Source organism: Rhizobium sp. SU303, from assembly GCF_021052345.1.
GTDB classification, from domain to species: domain Bacteria; phylum Pseudomonadota; class Alphaproteobacteria; order Rhizobiales; family Rhizobiaceae; genus Rhizobium; species Rhizobium laguerreae.
On the sequence record NZ_CP088096.1, the window covers coordinates 475,803 to 497,989 of the forward strand.

At 55.2% G+C, this 22,187-nt stretch carries 18 protein-coding genes and 5 pseudogenes; 10 read left to right on the forward strand and 13 right to left on the reverse strand.

Annotation, left to right across the window (positions count from 1 at the left end; all coding sequences use genetic code 11):
* Window positions 1–434: 434 nt before the first annotated feature.
* Window positions 435–1,178: a helix-turn-helix transcriptional regulator gene (locus RlegSU303_RS26825; protein WP_003551769.1), complete on the reverse strand. Its 744-nt coding sequence runs from the start codon at window positions 1,176–1,178 to the stop codon at window positions 435–437.
* A 358-nt stretch (window positions 1,179–1,536) separates the two neighbouring features.
* Between RlegSU303_RS26825 and RlegSU303_RS26830 the strand changes: the two are divergent.
* Window positions 1,537–1,679: pseudogene (locus RlegSU303_RS26830) on the forward strand (IS6 family transposase); the annotation flags it as partial.
* Here RlegSU303_RS26830 and RlegSU303_RS26835 read toward each other — a convergent pair.
* Window positions 1,676–2,326 carry an outer membrane protein gene (locus RlegSU303_RS26835; RefSeq protein WP_231283859.1) on the reverse strand — a complete coding sequence of 217 codons (651 nt, stop codon included), beginning with the start codon at window positions 2,324–2,326 and terminating at the stop codon, window positions 1,676–1,678. The pseudogene RlegSU303_RS26830 and the gene RlegSU303_RS26835 overlap by 4 nt on opposite strands.
* Window positions 2,327–2,921: 595 nt before the next feature.
* Here RlegSU303_RS26835 and RlegSU303_RS26840 point away from each other — a divergent pair.
* The 4 genes and pseudogenes from RlegSU303_RS26840 to RlegSU303_RS26860 form a co-directional block, all read left to right on the forward strand.
* Window positions 2,922–3,070 (forward strand): annotated as a pseudogene (locus tag RlegSU303_RS26840) (SfnB family sulfur acquisition oxidoreductase); the annotation flags it as partial.
* Window positions 3,071–3,356: 286 nt separating this feature from the next.
* Window positions 3,357–4,210: pseudogene (locus RlegSU303_RS34415) on the forward strand (calcium-binding protein).
* A 358-nt stretch (window positions 4,211–4,568) separates the two neighbouring features.
* Window positions 4,569–4,913, forward strand: a complete 345-nt coding sequence (locus RlegSU303_RS34590; RefSeq protein WP_371316936.1) for a Mu transposase domain-containing protein — start codon at window positions 4,569–4,571, stop codon at window positions 4,911–4,913.
* A pseudogene (locus tag RlegSU303_RS26860) lies at window positions 4,834–5,230 on the forward strand (ATP-binding protein); the annotation flags it as partial. The gene RlegSU303_RS34590 and the pseudogene RlegSU303_RS26860, both read left to right, overlap by 80 nt.
* Before the next feature lie 92 nt (window positions 5,231–5,322).
* Here RlegSU303_RS26860 and RlegSU303_RS34595 read toward each other — a convergent pair.
* The 8 genes and pseudogenes from RlegSU303_RS34595 to RlegSU303_RS26900 all read right to left on the reverse strand — a co-directional run.
* Window positions 5,323–5,681: pseudogene (locus RlegSU303_RS34595) on the reverse strand (IS110 family transposase); the annotation flags it as partial.
* Window positions 5,682–5,886: 205 nt separating this feature from the next.
* Window positions 5,887–7,335: an efflux transporter outer membrane subunit gene (locus tag RlegSU303_RS26870; RefSeq protein ID WP_011654218.1), complete on the reverse strand. Its 1,449-nt coding sequence runs from the start codon at window positions 7,333–7,335 to the stop codon at window positions 5,887–5,889.
* A gap of 167 nt (window positions 7,336–7,502) precedes the next feature.
* A complete protein-coding gene (locus RlegSU303_RS26875; RefSeq protein WP_011654219.1) occupies window positions 7,503–7,988 on the reverse strand; it encodes a MaoC family dehydratase in 486 nt (161 codons plus the stop codon).
* Between the two features lie 77 nt (window positions 7,989–8,065).
* Window positions 8,066–9,892, reverse strand: a complete 1,827-nt coding sequence (glmS, locus tag RlegSU303_RS26880) for a glutamine--fructose-6-phosphate transaminase (isomerizing) (RefSeq protein ID WP_011654220.1) — start codon at window positions 9,890–9,892, stop codon at window positions 8,066–8,068.
* 571 nt (window positions 9,893–10,463) lie between these two features.
* Window positions 10,464–11,036 (reverse strand): nodulation O-acetyltransferase NodL, encoded by a 573-nt coding sequence (nodL, locus tag RlegSU303_RS26885; RefSeq protein ID WP_003551796.1) that lies wholly within the window; start codon window positions 11,034–11,036, stop codon window positions 10,464–10,466.
* Between the two features lie 593 nt (window positions 11,037–11,629).
* Window positions 11,630–12,841: a beta-ketoacyl-[acyl-carrier-protein] synthase family protein gene (locus tag RlegSU303_RS26890; protein ID WP_003551798.1), complete on the reverse strand. Its 1,212-nt coding sequence runs from the start codon at window positions 12,839–12,841 to the stop codon at window positions 11,630–11,632.
* Entirely contained in the window at window positions 12,842–13,120 is a 279-nt protein-coding gene (locus tag RlegSU303_RS26895; RefSeq protein ID WP_011654221.1) for an acyl carrier protein, read from the reverse strand.
* Between the two features lie 644 nt (window positions 13,121–13,764).
* Window positions 13,765–14,697, reverse strand: a complete 933-nt coding sequence (locus RlegSU303_RS26900) for a LysR family transcriptional regulator (RefSeq protein ID WP_003551803.1) — start codon at window positions 14,695–14,697, stop codon at window positions 13,765–13,767.
* Window positions 14,698–14,955: 258 nt separating this feature from the next.
* On the opposite strand from RlegSU303_RS26900, the gene RlegSU303_RS26905 reads away from it, so the two are divergent.
* Genes RlegSU303_RS26905 through RlegSU303_RS26925 form a run of 5 tightly spaced genes read left to right on the forward strand, consistent with a single transcriptional unit; the run spans window position 14,956 to window position 19,348 of the window.
* Window positions 14,956–15,546, forward strand: a complete 591-nt coding sequence (locus RlegSU303_RS26905) for a NodA family N-acyltransferase (RefSeq protein ID WP_003551805.1) — start codon at window positions 14,956–14,958, stop codon at window positions 15,544–15,546.
* Window positions 15,543–16,193: a chitooligosaccharide deacetylase NodB gene (nodB, locus tag RlegSU303_RS26910; protein ID WP_011654222.1), complete on the forward strand. Its 651-nt coding sequence runs from the start codon at window positions 15,543–15,545 to the stop codon at window positions 16,191–16,193. The genes RlegSU303_RS26905 and nodB overlap by 4 nt, the downstream gene beginning before the upstream one ends.
* A gap of 22 nt (window positions 16,194–16,215) precedes the next feature.
* Window positions 16,216–17,493 carry a chitooligosaccharide synthase NodC gene (gene nodC / locus RlegSU303_RS26915; RefSeq protein ID WP_011654223.1) on the forward strand — a complete coding sequence of 426 codons (1,278 nt, stop codon included), beginning with the start codon at window positions 16,216–16,218 and terminating at the stop codon, window positions 17,491–17,493.
* A 37-nt stretch (window positions 17,494–17,530) separates the two neighbouring features.
* On the forward strand, window positions 17,531–18,565 hold the full coding sequence (gene nodI / locus RlegSU303_RS26920) for a nodulation factor ABC transporter ATP-binding protein NodI (protein ID WP_011654224.1): 1,035 nt from the start codon (window positions 17,531–17,533) through the stop codon (window positions 18,563–18,565).
* 3 nt (window positions 18,566–18,568) lie between these two features.
* Window positions 18,569–19,348, forward strand: coding sequence for an ABC transporter permease (locus RlegSU303_RS26925; protein ID WP_011654225.1), 780 nt, complete (start codon window positions 18,569–18,571; stop codon window positions 19,346–19,348).
* A gap of 173 nt (window positions 19,349–19,521) precedes the next feature.
* On the opposite strand, the gene RlegSU303_RS26930 is transcribed toward RlegSU303_RS26925, so the two are convergent.
* The 3 genes from RlegSU303_RS26930 to RlegSU303_RS26940 all read right to left on the reverse strand — a co-directional run bounded on the left by RlegSU303_RS26930 (window position 19,522) and on the right by RlegSU303_RS26940 (window position 22,023).
* Window positions 19,522–20,284 (reverse strand): IS5 family transposase gene (locus RlegSU303_RS26930; protein WP_122330916.1). Its coding sequence is split into 2 segments (ribosomal slippage): window positions 19,522–19,953 and window positions 19,955–20,284, totalling 762 coding nucleotides; the frame shifts between segments, so codons are not numbered across the junction.
* Between the two features lie 163 nt (window positions 20,285–20,447).
* The gene (locus RlegSU303_RS26935) at window positions 20,448–21,017 is read right to left on the reverse strand and encodes a hypothetical protein (RefSeq protein ID WP_020048093.1); all 570 of its coding nucleotides are present in this window, start codon (window positions 21,015–21,017) and stop codon (window positions 20,448–20,450) included.
* Between the two features lie 145 nt (window positions 21,018–21,162).
* On the reverse strand, window positions 21,163–22,023 hold the full coding sequence (locus RlegSU303_RS26940; RefSeq protein ID WP_011654229.1) for a hypothetical protein: 861 nt from the start codon (window positions 22,021–22,023) through the stop codon (window positions 21,163–21,165).
* Window positions 22,024–22,187: the final 164 nt, after the last annotated feature.

Here is a 22,187-nt window from a genome sequence, read left to right on the forward strand (position 1 = left end):
GAGGGGGCAAGCGTCAACTGCAGGCCAAATGGCAACCAGGCGAATACAACGCCAGGGCTACCCGCACGCTTTAACGCGTATTGCATGATAAATGCGCCGGTTAAAAGTGCGCGGCTGATCCAAGCTGCCCGACCAGAAAATGCCAACCACTGCGATCTGTCGGGGATCACCCCAAAAGACGCGACTGGTCAATTCGGGGGGGCCGTCTGGCGGTAGGCGGTCATTGGACGACTTCTGGGGAAACAAATTCAAAGCACGTCCTCGCAGCCCCCCAATCGATGCTGCCTGCTCGACCTACCGAAAACTGTGTTGCGCCTGTCTATCAATTCAGACGCAGATTTAGCTCTGCATTTCAACGGGGCTACTATCTGATCATGATGGCTGTCGTGATCCAACAGGCCCGATCTTTGAAGTGGCCGAAAACTCCATATGCTTCAGCGAATGATTCTGAGACGAAAGCTTTCGGCAATCATCTGAGGTGTATTAACCACATTGAGCTTTCGCTGGATGTTCAAAATGACATTTTGAATGGTTCGATGGGATCGTCCGAGAATCGTTGCGATCTCTATTGCTGTTTTGCCTGCGGCACACCAATGGATGATTTCGCGCTCTCGCGTTGTGATCATGGGTAAGGCCTGAATTTTTCGACTGGCATCATTCCCAATTTGGGCGCGGAGCAAGCTGTGCGCGTAAGCCGCCATCAGATAGAGCGCGCTTCGGTCGCAGGTTGAGAGCTCTACCTTTTCCGCTCCAAAACTGACAATCGATTGAAACCCAGCGGCAGTGTGTAAAGGAACGCTGAAGCCGTCAATCAACTTGAATTCGCGTGCCTCATCCATGACACGACGGCTCTGCCGATCGAGTTTTTGATCTCGCAGAGCTTCCGACCAAACAAATGCGTGATCGCATGTCTTGCTAAGATGCACTATGGGGTCGGCGTGGACATAATTGTTTTCACGATAACGATCAAACCACCCGACTGACCAATTGCCCAAAACGAAATAGGAATCAATTCGCTCAATAGGCGAGGGGATGCCGGATATCGCGAAATAACTAAACCCGAAATACTGCGAAATTTTTCCAAATAAGAGTAACACATCGTCTTTGCTCTTTGCGCTGGCTGACTCTGACAGGAAATCGAACACCAGATTCGAGACCGCTGAGGATTCTTCCTTCACGACAACCTCCCGGTTCGGTGCAAGATTAACTTCCTCACATCTAAGCAGTGAGTGTCCAGTTCCGTGGGCAGCTAAACTCTGAAAACCATATTATATACCCTTGATGCATACAACCAAAAAGCGCATCTTCAGGCGGGATCGTCCTCGGCAAACCGTTTGGCGCCGCTCGTCTGAAAAACAATTCGAGCCGTCAATTTTAACCGAGTGCGTCAGCCCGATCGCCATAGCTTCGCATTCACTCGGAACCGTACGGCAGACGACTGAGAACTTCAAAGCAGGGCCTGTCGCAAATTTTGGCGCTCAACGGTATGTTGACATGGGAAGATGATTGCCGTTCCGAAAGTTGTGGAGCGAGCCGATGATTCTGAATGCTATTGCCGAAAAGCTGAAGCGGCAATCGATGGATGGTTTCAAGCGCCGGCATTGTTCGAGGCATGGCTGATCGTGCGGGCGGTTGCCTTGTATTTGGGTTTTGCTCAAGGCTTCAGACGAATTCGTCAGAAGCGAAAGTTTAGGCCCGCCTCAATTACATTATCGTTGAGGTCGGACCTTGAGCTGATGCCTCCACTCGTGGTCGGGACGGCGTTGTTAATGACGTAGTTGTACTCGATCTTTGCCGACACGCCGCCCGAAAACGCGTGCTCGACGCCGCCACCAAAGAGGTAGCCGTGTTTCCAGCTATCCGGCCCGGATTTCCATTTGTCCGATCCGGATACGAGGCGGTGGCCCTCGAACTCGGTCGTTGTGGCGCCCGCGGTGCCGTAGACGAAAGTGCGATCAAAGCCCAAGCCAGCCTTCGCTTTCGCGGCACCTCGGAAGCGGCTTTCCACGTTGCCGACGGGCACACGTACTTCGTTGTTCAAGTAAGAGCCTTCCAGTTCTGCGCCGAAAACGCCCGATCCAGCCTGGAAATTGTAACCTACCTGAGCGCCCACCGCTGGGGCGCGACCATTGTTGAACGGGTTGAATTTGGAGGCCGCGACACCTCCATGAAGACCGGCGTAAGCCCCGGCCCACGAGAAGGTTCCCGGTGCGTCATAAGAGGGGGCGCTCGGAACGCTGTGGTCAGCTAGATCGGCCGCCGACGCGCCGCATGCCATTAGCATCGAGACGCCCACGGAGAAGATTTTTCTTTTAATTAGCGACATATGTAACTCGATAACGAACGAAACTAACATCCGGTGCTGGGCTGGACGCGCAAGGGTCTGCAAACCACGCCTTACTCGCGGAGAGGGCATCATGAGCTTCCATGAGAAAAGCCAAATCGCTCGACTGGATCAAGTTTCGCCTCGCGTCCGTTGGGTCTTGAGTCGACCCGACGCTCTTCGGGACATAGGAGGCGTTGTCCCTGCTGTGCTGGAGCCTTCCTCCTGGACCATAGCCCCCGACGTTCCTCCCTGCGACAGCCCTTGTTGAATATTTCAGCATTGTCATACCTGCTTTCATAAGCAGACTCTCTACAATTACCTGATTTAAGACAAGAGATGCAGAGGATATATTTAATCGTATATTCGTTTATGTTATATCAAAAATCGGTAATGGATTGATACTTCGCCATTTAAAGCAAACTTATACGTCATATATTTTCAAATATATTATAGTTTAGTGAGGATATTCAGAACATTGACGGCGTCGTCGAGACCAGTATCTCGGCGCTGTTCCTGCTGGTGATCAGCATCGCAATTTGTTCTTCCTGAGCCGTTGCGGAAGCCCAGATCGTTACCGCCGAAGCGAAGATACTCAACGCGCTCGACCCTTGCAGAGCACGGGCTTGATCGCCACTGGCGCAACGCCCGCACCCATACTCTGCACGACCCGTCCGCTGGAAGTACGCCATTTTGGGTAAGTATTTCCTGAACGGCGAGAAGCCACCGCTCCACGCCTGGAGCTGAGGTTTTCGATCTGCAAAGCACCCTGAGATCAGGTGCTCTGCAGATTTGTCTTCAGCGTATACGAGGGAAGAAGTTGTGGCCTTCGTCAACGGCCGCCGATCGTCATAGCCCCCAGTCGTTTTCATATCTGCCGGCCAACTACGAAGGGCGTGCCGTGCGGCCGAGATAAACATTTTCGCATCCGTCATTCAAATAGGTCATATCAAAACAATGGATTTCACTAATTCGCTCTTGGAAAAGATAAGGGGCACAGGCGGCGCCCGTTGCCTAATAAGGAGTATATGCGATGAATATCAAAGGCAGTGATAACGGCAGTTTTATCAAAGGATCCCCTGAAAACGACATAATCGATGGCGGCAAGAAGAACGACTGGATTGATGCCGGCAACGGCGATGATCGGATCAAAGCTGGTGACGGCCAAGACAGCATCACGGCCGGTCCGGGCCATGACATTGTCTGGGCCGGGAAAGGCTCAGACGTAATCCATGCCGACGGTGGTGACGATCTCTTGTACAGCGACGCCTCCTACCCCTTATACGTACCGACCCTCACCGCGTAATACCGCATAGCGGCGAGGGCGATGACGTGCTCTACGCCGGCCCTGGCAGCGATATACTTGTGGCTGGTGACGGCGCAGATGTTCTGACTGGCGGCGACGACGGCGACGCCTTCGTGTTTCGGTTCCACGACCCTATGGTTGGAACAACGCACTGCTATACGAGTGTGATGGATTTCGACACGAAGCAGGACCGCTTTGTCCTGGACGCCGCAGATTTCGGTGGTGACCGGAATCTGTTTGATGCAAATTTCATCAATCATTCCAAGGGCTTTCCGGGCGAATTTGTGGACACCTTCTACAACGGCGCGGCCGAAGGCGCGCACGGCGAGCACGTCGTGGTAATCACTGATCGAGGCTTTGCGTCTGCCGCTGCCGCCGCGACTGCTATTGATCACGAAGCCCGCGGTGACATCATTGTCTTCCATGATCAAAAAACTCTCGGTCAAGATGGCGAAACTCACGGTGCGACACTAGCCTATGTCGATTCTGCGAACCACGCGCATGCCTTCGCTCATGTCGACAATCTGCACGACATGTCGGATCTTACCTCGCTTACGGCGGAAAATTTCGGCTTCATTTAATTCGATGATCCGAGGAGCGTTCCACCCTTGGGGCGCTTCTCTTTTCCAACATGGCGCAGGGAACTGAAAATAGAAACGACGTGATTTTATTGATCGACTGCACCAGTAAAGGTACGCCATTGAAACAAGTTCTCGTCGCCGATGACGACGCCGCCATGCGCCACCTGCATCCTGGGGCGGTTGCGCAAGCTGACTTTCTTCTCGCTGGCTGAGGCCAATGCCGCTATTGGCACTTGATCGCATCAACGATCACCTCATGCGTCGATTGGGTGTTTACCCGGCGGCAAGTATTTGAACGTGTCGAACGTGCTGCGCTCGCTAGCCTCCCGGGTGAAACTACGAATTCGCCGAATGGCGTCTGCTCCGTGTCTCGACCGATTATCACGTCGAGTTCAAAAGCTTCTTCTATTCCGTCCCTCATGCCCTCATTCGCCAGCAGGTCGATCTTAGAGCAACGGCGCGCACCATCGAGATCTTTTACCGCGGCAAGCGCATCGCCGTCCATCAGCGCCGCTATGGCGGCTGTCGTCATGGAACCGACCCAGATCACATGCCCAGTTCCCACCGGCGATACGCTGAGTGGACACCAGATCGCTTTCGGCGCTGGGCCGCATCCATCGGTCAAAGCATGCCGCGAGGATTTCTCCGTTGCATACCACCGCGTTCCCCGGCTGTTCGCCACGCTCGCGCTTGCAAGGGGTGACGGGCGATACGGCAGAATCCCCAAATCTATCGCCAAGACCGACCTGCTGATCCTCGATGACTAGGGACCGGAAAAACTCAACGATGATCAGCGCCGCGATCTTCTCGAGATCATCGAAGACCGCTACGAGCGTCGCTCGACGATCGTCACAAGCCAGGTGCCCCTGGATCGCTGGTGGGAAATTATTTCAAACCCAACGCCGCCGATGCGATACTGGATCGCCTCGTTCACAACGCCGAGGCATCGATCTCATTGGCGAAAGTATGCGCAAACAGCGTTCACCGATGGCGCTTGAAACACAGCAAAGCTTGACCTGACACAAAACCCGATCCAAACATCAAACAGACCCAGGATCAGCCCGAAAAATAGCCGGCTTCAAATCGGAATCGGTGGCCGGTTTCATCGGAATACGCACCCAATGCAACATCTGAAGATCGACCTGATCGGCTTGCTTAATGCCAACGAAGCGCATCGTCGGTCGCCTTGCAGCTTCTGCGATCGCCGCAGCATCGATGATGTCATTCTTGTTCGATTTTGCGTAGACTTCACTGCGCCGGGATGATGCGGACGGAATGCCCCATCGTCTGCAACTTGGCGCAAGCCATTGGGAACCCGGACGGGATTCCATTCCGACAAGCGTTCTGTTCGCTCGTTCGAAGAACTGCAGTAGCGTCTCGCGCCGGAACTATCCAGGCCGACCACGTGGAAGAGGTTCTTTCCGATATCGATGCCGAAGACGGCGCATTGGCGCAGTTGGTTGCGATCCATAATTTCAGCCCTCCTTTGCCCACCTCCGTTATGCTCTCGGGAGACAGGGCGGACCATCCCATTAGCTCTAAGCCCTGCTCGTAAGCGGGAGGTGGTGAAGGGCATGTGCCGCGATTGGACGACCTCCCGGCCGGCGCCAATACAACTCAGGCGCTGGCGCGCTAATGACTTGATCAGGTTAAACCATCCCGCATCCAGCGCTCGGCTATGGCGAATGTGCGGATTGGATGTTTGCATTTGCGGCTGCAACCGTCGAGGCCTCCCTGGGTGACGCGACTTTGGGAGCCGCAAAACCACCGCGGATTGCTACATTCAACCGCACGTGATCCTTGGCCAGTTGCTGGATCGCCGCAGCGAGGCTCGCCTGAGCGCTGGACACCTGCCTTTGCGCTTCGAGAACATCGAGGAGAGAAGAGGCGCCATCCGTGTACGAGGCCGTCGAAAGCTTCAGTGCTTCTTCGATCGTTTCTACTTGCCTGCGACGTGAGTTCTCTGTGTGAACGTCGCGTCGGACGGCTGTCAAAGCGTCCTCGACTTCCTGCACAGCTGTCAGGACGGTTAATTTCCAGCTTATGTAGGCTGCTGCGGCGTCCGATTTAGAAGTCTCCACGTTTGCCCGCAAACGGCCGCCGTCCAGAATTGGGAGGTCAAGGCTCGGCCCGAAGGACCATTTCAAGATACCCCCGTGACGGCCGCGCTGCTTGATATAGGAAGGGGTGATCGAGCCGGAGAGCGTTATCGCGGGGTAAAGCTGTGCTTCCGCCACGCCGATCTGTGCAGTCGCGGCGGCGAGATCCCGTTCAGCCTGGCGAATATCGAATCGATTGCGAATAAGATCGGCGGGAATGCCGGCATTGATCTTTCCGCGATAGACCGGCTGCCCTTCACTTTTCTGCAGTTGCTTGATCACTGTTTCCGACGGCAAAGCGAGGAGGGCCGCAATGTGATGCGCCGACACGCGAAAATTCAGTTCTAGCCTTGGTATTTCGGCAATCGTCGATCGGACAAGTCCTTCGGCTTGCAAGACATCCTGCCGGGAAGCCGCTCCCGCTTCGACTTGAAGATTCGTGAAATCGTAGGTCTCCTGGCGGGACTTCAGGTTCGCTCGGGAAATCGAGACGCGCTGCTGGTAGTACCGGGCGTCGATGTAGGAGGAAACAAGATCTTTGATTAGAGCTAGCTTTGCGGCGTCGACAGCCGCATGCGCAGAATCAAGAGAAGCCAGTGCGCTTTCAGTGCTGCGCCGGTACTGACCGAATACGTCCAGCAGCCAGGTCAACGATAGTTGCACGCTGGAGATATTCTGTGTGCTCGTGATATCTCCCCCTTTGCCGATCTCGCCGCTTGTCGTGTGTGATGCCTTGGGAAGGCCCCCGGCGCCAGCGATGGTGACGTCCGCGGCGGCGGCATTAACCCTTTCGAGCGCCTGCTGAACACTGAGGTTCTCATCCAGGCCGGAGGCAACGTACTGGTTGAGCGTACGATCTGAAAACGAATCCCACCACGCCGACACCGCAACATCGCCGGCGCTCTGTTTTGCACCCTCGGAAAACTTCTCCGGCAAAGGCGTTTCCGGCGGTGCATGGTCGGGCCCGAGCATGCAAGATGACAAAAGTAGCGGCAACACCGCAGCGGCCAGACGGAACGAATGCAATCAATCAGCCTCCATTACAGCGAAATTCAACTCAAACCCGTTTCGCCTGCCCAAAGGATGATGCCAGCGCGCAATTGCCGACGCAGCAGATCGAGAATTCCGGCGTGACACTACGAAATCGCGTGCAGCCAAAACAACAAGTCGACACCCGCTGGCGCGAGCTGGCGTCAAATCCCTTTAGGCCTGTCGTTCGGATCAAACTGAATGATAGTGATCCAATTAGCAGTGAGTGCCGGTCGGTTCTCGTTCTCGATCTCCACCGTAACCTCGTAGGTAGTCACCAGCATGCTTGCGCCGCGAAATTGACATTCAGAGAGAACGAAGCGACCGCGCACACGGCTGCCGGTCTTAACTGGTGACATGAAACGCACCCGGTCTAAGCCGTAGTTAAGGCCCATGGTCTGCTCGCGGATCTTTGGCATGCCGCTGAAGTTCATCGCCGACAGAAGCGAGAGTGTCAGGAAGCCGTGAGCGATAGTGCCACCAAACGGGCTTTCGACTGCCGCGCGTTCCGGGTGCACGTGGATGAATTGATGATCGTGTGTCGCATCGGCAAAGAGATCGATTGTAGTTTGATCGACGGTGATCCATTCGGATTTACCGAGCTCCTGGCCAATTCGCGACGGCACGTCGGCGAGCGAAAGTTCGTGCATACGACCTCACTTTTTTGATGTCTGATCAAGTCCTGGATTTTCCGGGAGGCGATTTGCGATCTAACCAATCGTCACAATCATTCGACTGTGACCGATTTAGCTAGATTCCGCGGCTGGTCCACATCTGCCCCCATAACGACCGCGGTATGATACGCAAGAAGCTGCAGCGGGAGAGAGAAGATCATCGGCGCGATAATCTCCGCAACATCGGGTAATACGATAGTGTGCATGGTGGGAAGCTTTGACATCGAAGCTCCCGTTTCGTCGGTGATCAGAATGATGCGGCCGCCGCGGGCGGCCACTTCCTGCATATTGGAGACAGTTTTATCGAAGAACCGATCATGTGGCGCGATGACAATGACTGGCATATTTTCATCGATCAGGGCGATCGGACCGTGTTTTAATTCTCCTGCCGCATAACCTTCAGCATGGATATAGGAAACCTCCTTGAGCTTCAGCGCACCTTCCATGGCCAATGGGAAACTCGTGCCGCGGCCGAGATAGAGCACGTCGCGGTAATGCGACAATTCCCGAGACAAGAGTTCGATCTCCGGCGTGATGTCGTTCAGCACCTGTCGCATAACGCCCGGCAAGGTCGCCAAACTTTGGACGAGCACCTGTTCCTCGTCGTCTGTGATCGTGCCCCGCGCCTTGCCTGCGCCGATGGCTAGCGCAGCGAGAACAGCAAGCTGGCAAGTGAATGCCTTGGTAGAAGCAACGCCGATCTCTGGCCCGGCGAGGATCGGAAAGATGGCATCTGCCTCGCGGGCCATAGTTGATTCTCGCGTATTGACGACAGCGCCTATTCTCAGACCATGTGCTTTGCAATAGCGCAGCGATGCAAGCGTGTCAGCCGTCTCACCAGATTGAGAGATGAAGAGCGCTGCCGACCGCGGCGACAACGGGATTTCTCGATAACGGAATTCAGAGGCGACATCAATTTCAACGATTAAGCGTGCGTAGCGCTCGAACCAATATTTGCCAATTAGTCCCGCAAGATATGCCGTGCCGCAGGCGGAGATCGCGAGGCTCTCAACCCCGGCGAAATCGATGTCGGTTGAAGTCGTTGTGACATGACTATCGTTGACATTGATGTAGTGACCAAGAGCACGGGCGATGACCTCCGGTTGCTCGTAGATTTCCTTCTCCATAAAATGCGGGTGATTGCCCTTGCCGACCAGGTCTGCGGTAGCAAGCGATATGTGCCGTGGGCGCGTAACGACATTGCCTTCGATATCGAAAACCTGGACACTCGTTTTGCCTACAACAGCCCAATCGCCATCGTTCAGATATGTGATGTCATTGGTGAACGGAGCAAGAGCGATCGCGTCGGAGCCTAGAAACATCTCACCATCGCCGTGGCCTATCACTAACGGTGGTCCATTGCGCGCCACCATTATGGTCGCGGGATCATCCTCAAACAGGATGGCAAGAGCGAAGGCGCCCTCGACGCACTTCAACATGGCATGCATTGCCTCAAGGCATCCCATGCCATCCCGGCGGAATTTTGTCAGGAGATGCGCAATCACCTCGGTGTCCGTGTCAGTCTGGAACTTGGTCCCTACCTCCGCCAATGCGTCCTTTAGCTTGGAGAAATTTTCGATGATGCCGTTATGAACAACGGCTACACCATCGGTAAAGTGCGGGTGAGCGTTGCATTCTGTCGGTGCGCCATGGGTCGCCCATCGTGTGTGGGCAATGCCGACAGTGCCGCTCAGGGGCGCTTCCTTCAATCTCGTTTTAAGGTTCCCGAGCTTGCCTTCCGCACGGCGCCGGTGCAATTCTCCTTCGAAGATCGTAGCAACGCCGGATGAATCATAGCCGCGATATTCCAGCCGCCCCAAGGCTTCGATCAGCCGCTCCGACACGGGCTTATGTCCCACTATGCCAACAATCCCACACATGCTCGTCACCCATGTCCCAAGAGCCCCCGACAGGTAATCAGGAGGCGGACGCCGCTCGGCGCGTGTCCTCCAGCGCGTGCTAATAAATCCAAACAGATTAGTAAAATTGATTGTTGGGATAGCTATCATCCACGATATGGATGTCGCCCACTCGGGTTGCGTCGATTAGACGCTGTAGGCAGCGCATGATGCCTTCTGCAAAGTGTCGACTGATAAGCTACGACCGGGGCGTGGGGCCTGCCTCTGAAAATGTTCGCGCCAACAGGAATTGTTATTTGCCGACGACATGCCGCCAATTGTTTTTCATCGGCGCACGGGCTGAAAGGCAATTCGTTTTTCTGCAGGTGAAGCGGTATGTGTCTGCGGGCTGACCCTAAGGCGTAGTTGCCCCTTTGCATGCAAACATGATCACGAATCGGTCAGCAGGACTGCGCAGCCGCATTTGCAAAGAGGTTGGCGTCAGAGTGAAAGTGCCGACAGTTGGAACCGAAAGGGCCATGGCGGCCAGAAGTCCGTTCGCAGAAGCAAAGAAACCAGCCCTTTACCGCCGGATTTACCCCAAGGCCTGCTTTTATGATTTCGGCAAGCGTCCACCAGCCTTGACCCGAGCTGGATTTCCCATGGCCGTGCTTCCTGCAGGAACATCTCGCGTGACCACACTACCAGCGCCAATGACAGCGTGATCGCCAATTGTCACGCCCGGGAGAATGATTGCTCCACCGCCAATCCAGGCGTGCCTGCCAATGCTGACAGGTCGTCCCAACTGCAGTCCAGCCTGGCGCTGCTCTGGATCATGTGGATGGTCCGCGGTGTAAATCTGCACAGCAGGGCCTATTGCGGTTCCGTCACCGATAGTTACCGCTGCCACGTCAAGAATGACGCAGTTGTAATTGATGTAAACCCAAGCTCCGATCCGGATGTTGAACCCGTAATCGCAGTGGAACGGAGGACGAATAACCGCTCCAAGCCCGACTGCTCCCAATCGTTCTAAAAGGAGCCCATTCCACCGCTCGGCGGAGTCGCCCAGCGTGTCATTATACCGCTTCAACCAAGCCCCGGTGAGGAGCAACTCGGCTTGGATCTCGGGGTCCGCTGCGTTGTACATTTCGCCTGCTAGCATCTTCTCTTTTTGGCTGCGTGTCATCGTATCTTCTCAGATCTTGTTCGTGGGGGTGGTCGGTGATTGCCGCTGGAATTCAACTAATAACGGCAGAGCTCACAGAGGAGTAAACAGCAATCTTTCCCCTTTGGCGGCCGGTTGAAGTCGTCTGCTCAAGCGAGGCAAATCCTGCACAAGGGGCTGACGGCACCAGCGACCTTGCGTTTCACCAGCTTGGGGAGGGCACAATCAGATGTGCGGATTCAACTTGGCAGGTTCCGTACTCAGCGGCAAGCGCCCCAAAAACACCGGACCAGCGACTAATTCGCGATCAAGCTGGCACCTGGCGGGATATCGGGTGAAGGCAGAGGTGGAATCGAAAGCAACACTCCTTATTCGCGGGCAGAAAAGGTGAGGCCTAAACTTTGGTCGCCGGCGAGCCGCGTGAGAGCTCCCGGCGTCGAAAAATAGCGGGCTCCAGCTCCCCGCGACACGTGGTGAATTCGGTGTAGCGTGAGCTTTCAGATGCCTGAGTATCTGCGGAATTGCAGCGAAGCCTTGCTGAAGGGAATCGGCGGCGCCTGGTTCAGGCATTTGCTGCTGGCCCTACAAGGGGTTCAATCGTGGCGGTCTTAACTTCATGGCACCTGCTTGAACGCAAGGACAGCATTCATGCCGCCCATGGCGAAGGCGTTGCTCATGGCCACGCGCACCTTTCGCTCCCGGGGCACATTAGGGGTCACATCCAGGTCACAATCGGGGTCTGGCTCGCGATAGTTGGCGGTGGGCGGCACGACACCTTCTTGGATCGCCATCACGCAGGCTATCATTTCGAGCGCACTTGCTGCCCCGAGGCAGTGCGCGTGAGTGGATTTGGTAGAAGAGATGGACATCGATCGAGCATGGTCACCAAAGACGCGCTTAATCGCCGTCGTTTCGATCTGATCGTTGGCCTTGGTGCCGGTGCCATGGGCGTTGAGGTAGTCTACATCCTCGGCATTTAAACTCGCATCAACAAGGCAGGCGCGCATCGCCGCCTCCGGCCCATGCACAGCTGGTGCAGCGATGTGGTAGGCATCGGCGGAAAGGCCGATGCCGGCGACCTCGGCAAGCATCGTTGCACCGCGGGCGGCGGCATGCTCATAGCTTTCCAGCACGGCCATGCCCGCACCCTCGCCCAAAACTAGTCCTTTCCTGTCGGCCGAGAATGGCCGGCAAGTATCTGGAGCGAGTACGCGCATTGCTTCCCATGCCTTAAGCACGATCCACACGAGTGGCGCGTCGCTTCCTCCAGCTAGCATAACGTCCGCCCTACCGAGCTTGATCTGATCTACCGCTGAAGCGATCGCATGGTTGGCCGAGGCGCAGGCAGAGGTGGCACCGAAGACTGGCCCCCGCAGCCCGAGGTTCATGCTTACCTGACAGGCAGCCGCGCTAGGCATTGCCTTTACCCCAGTGAATAGCTCAGTGCGAGTCGCGCCGCCCAATAGGAGGGTGCGGTAGGCCTTCTCGGTAGCGTCCCAGCCGCCAAAGCCAACGCCCACTGTCGCGCCGAAACGGTGGGCATTTCCTTCATTGCACGAAAGGCCGGCCTGTAGCATGGCTTGTTTAGCTGCAAGCACGGCTAGCAGGCTGAAGCGGTCCATGGAGATGAGCTGTTTGCGATCAATGTCGTGTTGAGGCAGCACCTTGATCTCGGTCCCGATCATCCCCTTCAGCTCATGAATCTCTGAGTTTGAGATCGGGCCGATGGCGGAGCGGCCTTCGCGCATCTCCGTCCAGATAGAGGAAGCATCGGTGCCCAGTCCGCACAGTCCGCCCAATCCGGTGATAACGACGCGCCTGTCCATTCAGACCTCCTTGGTGAGCAAGCCACGGACGGCTTCCACCACGTCGCCGATATTGTTGAGGTTCGACCAGGCATCGGCCGTATTCATCTCGATCTTAATGCCGTAGAGCTGCTCCAGATCCCAAAGGACATCGGCCAAACCCAGCGAATCGATGCCAAGTGAAGTCAACTCAGTGTCAGTCGTTATTTCGCCGAGGGCTACGCTCGTTCTTTCGCCGTTTTCAGCTTTGACGAGCTTATTGATCGCACTGATAATTTCCAGTGTGAGTTGATCAGCCATTTGTATTCCTCTCCATCATGCCTAATTTCGACAAGCCGACGGCCTTGCGAGAAGGCTCGATCTAATTGCTGCGAACATCGGAAGATGTTCCGGCTCGTCTGCGAAGTGACGACAGAAACCAATAAAACTTACCGGAATCTCGCCGCGCGGCTGCCCTGCTATGGATCATATGGCATCATTGGTAAAATTGATTGTGTGGATCAAAAGCATCCACACTATGGATTGTGGCTCGACATATTGCCGCGGCTAACTTCTCGCGCCGGCGCCGTTGCAAATCCTCAAGAACAAGTATTGCGGGATCGAAAGTAGAGCTTCGGCTACTATCCCGGGTCGGCGCGTTGCTCAATTTCGCGCAGAAGGCATGTGCGGAAGGTCGTGGAAGTCGCCGCAGCTGGATGCTGGTTTCCGCGATGGGCCGAACATAAGTTACAGGAATAAAGTTTTGAATCACTTTTGCATGAGGCCAGGGAAAGCATTACGAATCGCACCTTCTCAGATAGAAACGATCGCTCTCGGCAATAGCTTCGATTGCTAGCTGAGCTGAGGCGGCGGGGGGCCGCCTGTAACGTAATACCTCCTTTGGGAACACAGCCAATGCGTATGGATCTAATTACTGGGGCTGTGAAATGAGCCGACGGTGCCGCTTACGACGTACAACTTTCCATCTCAGATTCCATGCGCAAAGCCTCTTGGATCATAATCTCGCGCATCCAGATGTTTCCAGGATCAGTGTTGTGAAGAGCCGGCCATTGGACAGCCTCAGTGAACGAAACAAGCGGCAAAGGATGCTCAATGATTCTTAGTGGGATAGTTCGTTCGTAATGTTTGACCAGCCGCAGGGGGATGGTTGCTATTCGATTAGTGCCAGACAGCAATGGCGGGATCAAGTTAAACCCCGGGACGACGAGCTCAATACGCCTCTTGAGGCCGTGCTGCATCAATAGCCATTGCTCTACGGAAGGCTTGAGACCACGTCCGAACTTAGCCGCAACATGTCCCATGGACATATATTGCTCCAAGGAGAGCTGCCCTTGTAACTGCTCGTTCGTAGGGCAGCCGACGCACACCAGTCTCTCTTCGAAAAGCCTTGCCTTCGGATGGGCGCCGGACATGAATAAGTCCGGGAGGATCAGAAAATCGACATCACCACGGCGGAGAAGCTCCTCCGGATCGTCGTCAAGTGGCAGCAACTCGAAGCTGACTCCTGGCGCCTCCCGAGCTAAGCGCAGTATTATCTTGTCGAAGAAGACCAGTGCCATGAAGTCTGAGAGGATAATTCTGAATCGGCGGTCGGACTCCGCTGGGTTTATTGGATCCCAAGCGATAACGGAGAGCTGAATATGCAAGAGTGCTTCGCGAACAGCGGGGGCAAGTGCCTCTGCACGCGGGGTCGGAACTAGCTCCCGTCTCTGCATGATAAAAAGGTCGTCGCGGAAATAGTCGCGCAACCTAGAGATGGCAGCGCTCATGGCGGGTTGGCTGAGGTTGATGCTGCGCGCCGCTGCTGTGAGCTTGCGCTCGGTCATTAGAGCGTCGAGTGCTACAAGAAGGTTTAGATCTAGGCCTTTAAAACGCATGGGTTGAATATCCATTCCATAGATGATTGCCATCCAAACAATCAATTTTACCAATCTTTCGGATCACTTATAGAAAACCCGGAACTTGATCAATATCAGGACCAGGAACTAAAAAACGAAGCGCCGGGCAGGGGCCCGATTTGAGACTCTTACATCTCTTAACCGCTCGATTGCCTAACCGGCAATCCAACAAGTATGCGCAACAATATCGCGCAGCTCTGATCGTGGTTGGGCGACGAAACAACTTGGAGCTTTTGCATGTCTTCTGAAGTGCGATGGAAAATATGCTGGGAAAATGAGCTGGAAGCTTCCGACCACGCGGAACTCGCCGATTTTTTTTGCAAGACCTATGGGCCGACGGGAGCGTTCAATGCCAAGCCGTTCGAGACTGGCCGAAGCTGGGGTGGTGCGAGGCCCGAACGCCGCGCAATCGCATATGACTCGCACGGCGTCGCTAGCCACATGGGCTTGTTACGCCGCTTCATAAAAGTCGGTACGACTGATTTGCTTGTGGCCGAGCTAGGCCTGTACGGAGTGCGACCGGATCTAGAAGGATTAGGAATCGCTCACTCGGTCCGCGCTATGTTTCCGATTCTGCGCGAGTTGAGCGTTCCATTTGCTTTCGGAACAGTTCGCCACGCCATGCGGAATCATATGGAAAGATACTGCCGAGACGGTACCGCAAATATCATGACCGGGCTGCGTGTGCGCTCGACGCTTCCAGACGCGCATTCCGACCTGCCAGCCACGCGCACTGAAGATGTCCTCGTATTGGTGGTTCCCGTCGACCGTCCAATGACTGAGTGGCCCGCGGGCTCGTTGATTGAACGAAACGGGTCGGAACTATGAAGCGGCCCGCATATATGAGCGAAGTACCGGTCAATCACACAAGCGGCCAGGAAGCTCGCTGCGTTTACTTGACGTTCGACGACGGTCCTAATCCATTCTGCACGCCGCAAATCCTGGATGTTCTAGCTGAGCACCGCGTTCCGGCGACATTTTTTGCTATCGGCTCATACGTGAAGGATCACCCCGAACTCATTCGGCGTCTTGTGGCGGAAGGTCATGATGTCGCCAATCATACCATGACGCATCCCGACCTCGCCACCTGCGATCCCAAGGATGTGAAACGTGAAATAGACGAGGCGCATCAAGCTATTGTCTCGGCCTGTCCCCAAGCCTTGGTCCGGCACTTACGAGCGCCTTACGGGGTTTGGACTGAAGACGTCCTTTCAGCATCGGTGAGGGCTGGACTTGGAGCCGTTCACTGGTCGGCCGACCCTAGAGACTGGTCTTGCCCGGGCGTCGACGTGATCGTTGATGAGGTGCTTGCTGCTGCTCGGCCTGGGGCAATCGTGCTTTTGCACGACGGGTGTCCTCCCGATGAGGTGGAGCAATGCTCGCTTGCCGGACTCCGTGACCAGACGCTCATAGCACTCTCTCGAATTATTCCGGCACTGCATAGCCGCGGATTCGAGATTCGTTCACTTCCCTGAAACACTGGACAAACGAGAAACCATGACCCTGCTCGCAACAACCAGCATCGCCGCCATCTCGCTTTATGCAATGCTCGCCACCGTTTACAAGAGCGCGCAGGTCTTTCATGCTAGGCGGACAACGATTTCAACAACACCTGCGAAAGACATTGAAACCAACCCCGTGCCAAGCGTTGATGTCATCGTGCCGTGCTTCAACGAGGACCCAATCGTTCTTTCGGAATGCCTCGCGTCGCTTGCGGAGCAAGATTATGCCGGAAAATTGCGCATCTATGTAGTCGACGACGGTTCCAAAAATCGCGACGCGGTTGTGGCTCAGCGCGCTGCCTATGCAGACGATGAGAGATTCAACTTCACAATTCTCCCTAAAAATGTTGGAAAGCGCAAAGCGCAAATCGCCGCTATAACCCAGTCCTCTGGGGATCTCATTTTGAATGTGGACTCAGACACCACGATCGCCCCCGACGTCGTATCTAAGCTTGCCCACAAAATGCGGGATCCAGCAGTCGGTGCGGCGATGGGCCAAATGAAAGCCAGTAACCAGGCGGACACCTGGCTAACTCGCTTGATTGACATGGAGTACTGGCTTGCCTGCAACGAGGAGCGCGCGGCACAAGCTCGCTTCGGTGCAGTTATGTGTTGCTGCGGCCCATGTGCGATGTACCGTCGGTCTGCTATGCTTTCGCTGCTCGATCAGTACGAGACGCAGCTTTATCGCGGCAAGCCGAGTGACTTCGGCGAAGATCGCCATTTGACGATTCTCATGCTGAGCGCAGGCTTTCGAACTGAGTATGTTCCGAGCGCCATCGCGGCGACAGTCGTTCCAGACACGATGGGTGTTTATCTACGCCAACAACTACGGTGGGCACGCAGCACCTTTCGGGATACTTTGCTTGCGCTTCCTGTACTGCCTGGTCTCGATCGGTATCTCACGCTGGACGCAATCGGGCAAAATGTCGGCCTGCTACTTCTTGCGCTGTCGGTATTGACAGGAATTGGCCAGTTTGCGCTGACCGCCACACTGCCCTGGTGGACGATCCTGGTCATTGGATCCATGACTCTTGTACGCTGTAGCGTGGCTGCCTATCGCGCCCGCGAACTTAGGTTTTTGGGTTTTGCTCTCCACACGCTCGTGAACATCTTTCTCTTAATTCCCTTGAAGGCCTATGCCCTTTGTACCCTATCCAATAGCGATTGGCTGTCGCGCGGATCAGTCGCGATTGCGCCCACTGTTGGGCAGCAGGGCGCTACCAAAATGCCAGGGCGGGCTACATCTGAAATTGCCTATAGTGGCGAGTGATGAACGCGTCACTGCAGCTCAAAATCTGGGACAAGAAATGAACGGGCAATTAACGAATTTGAAGACGACGATCGCTGATCGGCACCAGGATCATCTCATCCTATCGGAGCGGCAGCACCAATGGAAATTTAAGGCAATGGATTCGCCTTCTGGCTCATTGTCCCCAGTCGCAATCGACCTGGCCGGCGTTTCGAAATCATATGGTGGTAAAATCGTCGTCAATGACTTGTCGTTTACTATCGCCGCAGGAGAATGTTTTGGTCTTTTAGGACCGAACGGCGCAGGTAAAAGCACGATCACCCGTATGATCCTAGGAATGACGTCGCCGAGTGTAGGCAAGATCACTGTACTCGGAGCGCAGGAGCCGGGCCAGGTTCGCTTGGCGCGCGCGAAAATCGGGATCGTGTCTCAGTTCGATAATCTCGACCTGGAATTCACGGTCCGTGAGAACCTTTTGGTATACGGCCGCTACTTCCGCATGAGCACCCGAGAAATCGAAACGGTCATCCCATCGCTGCTTGAATTTGCGCGACTTGAAAGCAAGGCGAATACGCGTGTGGCAGACCTATCGGGAGGAATGAAGCGGCGCCTCACTTTGGCGCGTGCGCTCATTAATGACCCGCAGCTACTCATTTTGGACGAGCCGACCACCGGTCTCGACCCACACGCGCGCCACTTGATCTGGGAACGACTTCGATCGCTGTTGGCACGCGGCAAGACAATTCTTCTGACGACCCATATCATGGAAGAGGCGGAGCGCTTGTGCGACCGGCTGTGCGTGCTTGAAGCTGGCCGAAAGATCGCCGAAGGCCGACCGCATGCCCTGATCGAGGAGCAGATTGGCTGTCCCGTGATCGAAATTTATGGTGGCGATCCGCAGGAGCTAAGTCTTTTGATCAGGCCAAATGCTAGGCGACTGGAAATCAGCGGAGAGACCCTGTTCTGCTACACGCCTGATCCAGAGCAGGTGCGCGCGCAACTGCGTGCATATTCGAACCTGCGCTTGCTGGAGCGTCCACCAAATCTAGAGGATGTCTTCTTGCGGTTAACCGGACGCGAGATGGAGAAGTAGACGATGGGCGTAGCAACATTACCCGCCGGCGGTTTGAACTGGCTCGCAGTTTGGCGCAGAAACTATCTGGCTTGGAAAAAAGCGGCGCTGGCATCCATTCTCGGAAATCTAGCCGATCCCGTAATATACCTATTCGGGCTCGGCGCTGGATTGGGAGTGATGGTCGGGCGCGTTGACGGCGTATCGTACACTGCATTTTTGGCGGCTGGAATGATCGCGACAAGCGCGATGACTGCTGCAACCTTCGAGACTATCTATGCGGCCTTTGGCCGAATGCAGGGCCAGCGCACCTGGGAAGCAATGTTGTACACACAGCTCACGCTAGGGGATATCGTCGTTGGGGAAATGGCGTGGGCAGCAACCAAGGCGTCGCTCGCAGGCACCGGTATTGGTATCGTCGCCGCCATGTTGGGATACACTCACTGGCTGGCTCTTCTCTATGCTCTTCCGGTCATCGCCATCACGGGCTTAGCCTTTGCGAGCCTTGGAATGGTCGTCACGGCCCTCGCGCCCAGTTACGATTACTTCATATTCTACCAAACCCTTGTCATCACACCGATGTTGTTTTTGTCAGGCGCAGTGTTTCCCGTAGACCAATTGCCCGTAGCATTCCAACAGATAGCCGCCTTCTTGCCCTTGGCACATTCGATAGATCTTATCCGCCCGACAATGCTGGGCCAACCAATCGCCAATGTCTGCCTGCATATCGGTGTTCTCTGCATCTACATAGTCGTACCGTTCCTCGTGTCGACCGCATTGCTTCGGCGGCGACTAATGCGGTGATGAATGCTGCTTAACGATTCGAAGGAAAGAATCGCCTCTCCATGCCGTTATCCTATTAGGCCATGGAAACCTCGGCTCCAATGGCATCCAGACCTGCTTTGAAACTATCCCCACGCGCACAAAATTTCTGACCGGGCGCGTTTGGTGGAGGAGGCGCTAGGCCGTGTGGACAGTTATCTGAGCCATAGCACGGTTGCGGCGATTGTGACGACAGCTTGGTAGTTTCGGGCGGTTTTCTCGAAGCGCGTGGCGACCCTTCGGAACTGCTTGAGTTTTGAGAAGCAGCATTCGATCAGATGGCGCTGAGCATAGAGGTCCTTGTCCAGCGGATATTTTTTGGCACGAGAAGGATTGTTGGGGATGACGGCGACTGCGCCTTTTCCGGCGATTTCGGCGCGCAGGCGATCGCTGTCATAGGCGGTATCACCCATGACGACCTTGGCGGGAAGTCCCTCGATCAGGGCATCGGCTTGCGGCGCATCTCCTTTCTGGCCTGCGGTGAGTGTGAAGCGAACCGGGCAGCCCAACCCGCGCACCACCATGTGGATCTTGGTGCTCAGGCCGCCGCGAGAGCGACCAAGGGCCTGATCTTCAGCCCCCTTTTTGCGCCGGCAGTTCGTGCTGATGGGCGCGGATGATGGTGGAGTCGATGATCAGATATTCAAAATCTGGATCGTCTGACATCGCCGCAAACATGCGCCACCAGATACCCTTCTGGCTCCAGCGGCTAAAACGGCGGAAGACACTGTTCCACTCGCCGAAGACCTCTGGTAGGTCACGCCAGGGCGAGCCAGTGCGTACGATCCAAAGCACGGCCTCCACAAACATTCGGTTGTCGCGGCCTGACGAACCGCGCGTGCGCTCGTCACCAATGATGTGGGGAGCAATCCGCTCCCACTGTTCATCCCGCAGCACCAATCGATCCAAAACACCCATGACTGCCTCCAAAAGACAGACTTGAATCTGATTTGCTCAAACTTGGGAATCCCAAGAGTCCACGCCTAGTCCATGGTCACTGATAAAACTAGTCGGGACTACGTGCGGCCAGAGCATCGGGTACGGATATCCTCCATTGAGCTTGATTAGGTGAGCATCTGCATCAATTCAGCATGCGGAGGTAGAAAGGTTGGTCGCTCGTCGCCGGGAAGGAGCCGAAGACCTTGGTGATAGTGGCCTGCGTTTGCTTGTTCGAAAGATTCAGCGTCGCCGAAAGTTGGGTCGACGAGATGCTAAATTTCTCCGATTTTCGGCCCTCCGTTACATTCAGGCACGTGAGATAGAGGTGGATTTCAGCCGTGTCGGATTGATCCAGAATGAGGCAGTTGAACGCTGTCGGTTTCCCAAATTTTCCCAAGTAGGAGCCAATGGATTTCGCCAGTGTGGGCCGATGGCTTCCACTGACGGCTCCGGTGCAAAACATCGCAAGGTTGCCCGGCAAACCCCCGAGCGGCATTATGCAGTTCACCGTTTGCGACGTTGTCGCACTTTCTATCTGATCAGGGACCATCTGCACGGCGTTCTGCCAGGTTCGGGCATCCAGATTGCGGGAGGCATCTTCCGACAGTTTCTGGATCAAGCCTGAACAAATCCTCTCTGCGTCGAGGGGGCTATTGCTCTCAGGGCCGACCACGAGGAAAAGACCCGCAACTGTTTTGGCGAATGGGTTCATGTCAGTTCCTTTCCGGAGCGCCGCGGAGATCACGAAATCTGACGACCCGACAGAGCATCCCCGTTGCCCTGTCGCTTCCTTGGAGTCGATGCGTTCGTCCTAAGCCGAACTTTTGTCGGGTGAGCCGCAATGCGCCGACCCGGTGTCAGACTTGCGGCTCGATGTCGTGTTGCGGCGTCGAACCGCCGTTGAAGAAGTTCTGAGCCTTCCTGAACTGCTCGGTGGAATTCTTGTTCACCAGTTCCTGAAATTTCTCGTAATCCGGACCGCCTTTTCGGATGCGCCGGGTTTGAACGATATTGGTGACCTCAGTGTAGCTCATGTCGATGTTGACGTATTGCGTCGACGAGCAGCAGGATTTCAGCTCAAGGAAATGTTCCTTGATCTCGATCTCCCGCAAGACGATGGCGCCGTAGTCGAAGTATCCCCCGCCGCCGTTGCCGAGAAGATAATTCTGATAGGTGCATGTCACCGCTTTGTAATGTGGCGTCTTGCGGTTGGCACTGAAAGTCAGGTTGCTCATCGCGGTCAAGAACGACTGAAAGTCCGTCATCAGAGATGCCCCGTCGGTAACGATGGCCTTTGCGATTAGCGAGAGGAAAGTGCCGGAGACGGATGTGCCGGCAACTTTGTTGGAATAGCTCTTCTGTTTCTGCGGTCCGGCCGAAAGGTTGGGAATGTGGCCGACGACGTTCGTCCAGGTATTAATGTCGAGCTTTTTCGAGCCAATATCAGGATAGTTGGTGTGCATATAATCATGGATGAGACCGCCGATTGCCAGAAGATTGTCCTGGTTTTCATTCATGATGCCGCTGTATTGCGGATCATCGGTCTTCTGGCCGATGAGGTGGAACTGTACCGTCCCCTGATCGTTGGCTACTGTATCGTCGCTTGGGGCAGCGGCATCGATCTGTGCCAGCAACAGCGGCTTAGCGTGAAAAAAGGCACGTGCGATGTCGTAGTCCTTATTTGAGTAGCATTGGTCATGTTCCTGGATACGGGCCATGTCTTTCTCTCCTGCTTGAGATCTGAACATTGCTGCAAGGCAAGTCATGTCAGAACCACTGGGGACGAATGCCGTTACAAGCTGATGATTAGGGCTATTGCTTGGATTACCGATACGGCCCGTGCCGAGGCTCGCCTTGCCGCGTTGGATGAAGATTGAAGAGC

What these genes read in the sequence shown, in the direction of transcription:
- RlegSU303_RS26835 (WP_231283859.1), bottom strand. Translation starts at nt 2,326, where the DNA reads ATGTCGCTAATTAAAAGAAAAATCTTCTCCGTGGGCGTCTCGATGCTA.
- RlegSU303_RS26875 (WP_011654219.1), bottom strand. Translation starts at nt 7,988, where the DNA reads ATGCACGAACTTTCGCTCGCCGACGTGCCGTCGCGAATTGGCCAGGAG.
- glmS (WP_011654220.1), bottom strand. Translation starts at nt 9,892, where the DNA reads ATGTGTGGGATTGTTGGCATAGTGGGACATAAGCCCGTGTCGGAGCGG.
- nodL (WP_003551796.1), bottom strand. Translation starts at nt 11,036, where the DNA reads ATGACACGCAGCCAAAAAGAGAAGATGCTAGCAGGCGAAATGTACAAC.
- RlegSU303_RS26890 (WP_003551798.1), bottom strand. Translation starts at nt 12,841, where the DNA reads ATGGACAGGCGCGTCGTTATCACCGGATTGGGCGGACTGTGCGGACTG.
- RlegSU303_RS26895 (WP_011654221.1), bottom strand. Translation starts at nt 13,120, where the DNA reads ATGGCTGATCAACTCACACTGGAAATTATCAGTGCGATCAATAAGCTC.
- RlegSU303_RS26900 (WP_003551803.1), bottom strand. Translation starts at nt 14,697, where the DNA reads ATGCGTTTTAAAGGCCTAGATCTAAACCTTCTTGTAGCACTCGACGCT.
- RlegSU303_RS26905 (WP_003551805.1), top strand. Translation starts at nt 14,956, where the DNA reads ATGTCTTCTGAAGTGCGATGGAAAATATGCTGGGAAAATGAGCTGGAA.
- nodB (WP_011654222.1), top strand. Translation starts at nt 15,543, where the DNA reads ATGAAGCGGCCCGCATATATGAGCGAAGTACCGGTCAATCACACAAGC.
- nodC (WP_011654223.1), top strand. Translation starts at nt 16,216, where the DNA reads ATGACCCTGCTCGCAACAACCAGCATCGCCGCCATCTCGCTTTATGCA.
- nodI (WP_011654224.1), top strand. Translation starts at nt 17,531, where the DNA reads ATGAACGGGCAATTAACGAATTTGAAGACGACGATCGCTGATCGGCAC.
- RlegSU303_RS26925 (WP_011654225.1), top strand. Translation starts at nt 18,569, where the DNA reads ATGGGCGTAGCAACATTACCCGCCGGCGGTTTGAACTGGCTCGCAGTT.
- RlegSU303_RS26935 (WP_020048093.1), bottom strand. Translation starts at nt 21,017, where the DNA reads ATGAACCCATTCGCCAAAACAGTTGCGGGTCTTTTCCTCGTGGTCGGC.
- RlegSU303_RS26940 (WP_011654229.1), bottom strand. Translation starts at nt 22,023, where the DNA reads ATGGCCCGTATCCAGGAACATGACCAATGCTACTCAAATAAGGACTAC.